The organism is Microbacterium hydrocarbonoxydans (assembly GCF_011752045.1).
Classification (GTDB): Bacteria; Actinomycetota; Actinomycetes; order Actinomycetales; family Microbacteriaceae; genus Microbacterium.
The window spans coordinates 1-1,494 of sequence record NZ_JAAKXW010000009.1; the positions used below are offsets into that span (position 1 = coordinate 1).

Annotated in this window: 1 protein-coding gene; it reads right to left on the bottom strand. The window is 69.1% G+C overall.

What is annotated here, in order from left to right; translation table 11 throughout:
* Positions 1 to 12: 12 nt before the first annotated feature.
* On the bottom strand, positions 13 to 1,467 hold the full coding sequence (gene gndA / locus G6G98_RS17035; RefSeq protein WP_166706155.1) for an NADP-dependent phosphogluconate dehydrogenase: 1,455 nt from the start codon (positions 1,465 to 1,467) through the stop codon (positions 13 to 15).
* Positions 1,468 to 1,494 lie beyond the last annotated feature (27 nt).

Genomic DNA, 1,494 nt, shown 5'->3' on the forward strand with positions numbered 1-1,494 from the left:
CGTCAGGAGGCGTCAGTGGGTGTCTTCGGCTTCGATCTCGGTGCGGTCGCCGGACCACTGGGTGTGGAAGGTGCCGGGCTTGTCGGTGCGCTTGTAGGTGTGTGCGCCGAAGAAGTCGCGCTGTCCCTGGACGAGGGCGGCGGGGAGGCGGTCGGCGCGGATGCCGTCGTAGTACGACAGTGAGGAGCTGAACGCGGGGGCGGGGATGCCGGCCTGCGCGGCGGTCACGACGACGCGGCGCCAGGCGGCCTGGGCGCGGGTGAAGGCCTCGGCGAAGTACGGGGCGGTCATCAGGACGGGGAGTCCCGGTTCGGCGTCGTAGGCGTCGGCGATGCGGTTGAGGAACTGGGCGCGGATGATGCAGCCGCCGCGCCAGATCTTGCTGATCGCGCCGAGGTCGATGTTCCAGTCGTATTCGGCGGCACCGGCGCGGATCTCGTCGAAGCCCTGCGAGTACGCGACGATCTTCGACGCGTACAGCGCGAGGCGCACGTCCTCGATGAACGCGTCGACCTGGTCGGCGGGGACGGTGAAGTCCTCGCCCGGACCGGGCAGCGCGGACGCGACCGCGCGCTGTTCGGGGTGGGAGGACAGCGAGCGGGCGAAGGTCGCCTCGGCGATCCCGGAGACGGGCACGCCGAGCGACAGCGCGGTCTGCACGGTCCACGCGCCGGTGCCCTTCGCGCCGGCCTGGTCGAGGATGACGTCGACGAGCGGCTTGCCGGTCTCCGCGTCGATCTGGCGGAGCACCTCGGCGGTGATCTCGATCAGGTACGACTCCAGCTCGCCCTTGTTCCACTCGGCGAAGATGTCCGCGATCTCCGCGGGGGTCTTCCCGGTGCCGCGGCGGATCAGGTCGTACGCCTCGGCGATGAGCTGCATGTCGGCGTACTCGATGCCGTTGTGCACCATCTTCACGAAGTGACCGGCGCCGTCGTGACCGACGTGCGTGACGCACGGCTCACCCTCCGCGACCGCGGCGATCGAGCGGAGGATCGGGCCGAGCGTGACCCAGGACTCGTCCGAGCCGCCGGGCATGATCGACGGGCCCGTCAGCGCACCCTCCTCACCGCCGGAGATCCCGGCGCCGACGAAGTTGATGCCCGTCTCCCGGACCGTCTTCTCGCGGCGGATCGTGTCGGGGAAGAACGCGTTGCCGCCGTCGACGATGATGTCGCCCGGCTCGAACACCTCGACCAGCGAGTCGATCACGGCATCCGTGGGGGCACCGGCCTTGACCATGATGATCGCGGTGCGCGGCTTCTGCAGCGAGTCCGCGAACTCCTGATACGTCGCGGCCGGGATGAAACCGGCCTCCGGGTGCGCGTCCAGCACGGACTGCGTCTTCTCAAAGCTGCGGTTGAAGATCGCCACGGTGTTGCCCTCGCGGCTCGCGAGATTGCGGGCGAGGTTCGAGCCCATGACGGCGAGTCCGACGACTCCGATGTTCGCTGATGCTTCGGGCACAGAATGCTCCTCGATCGTGAAGTAGGG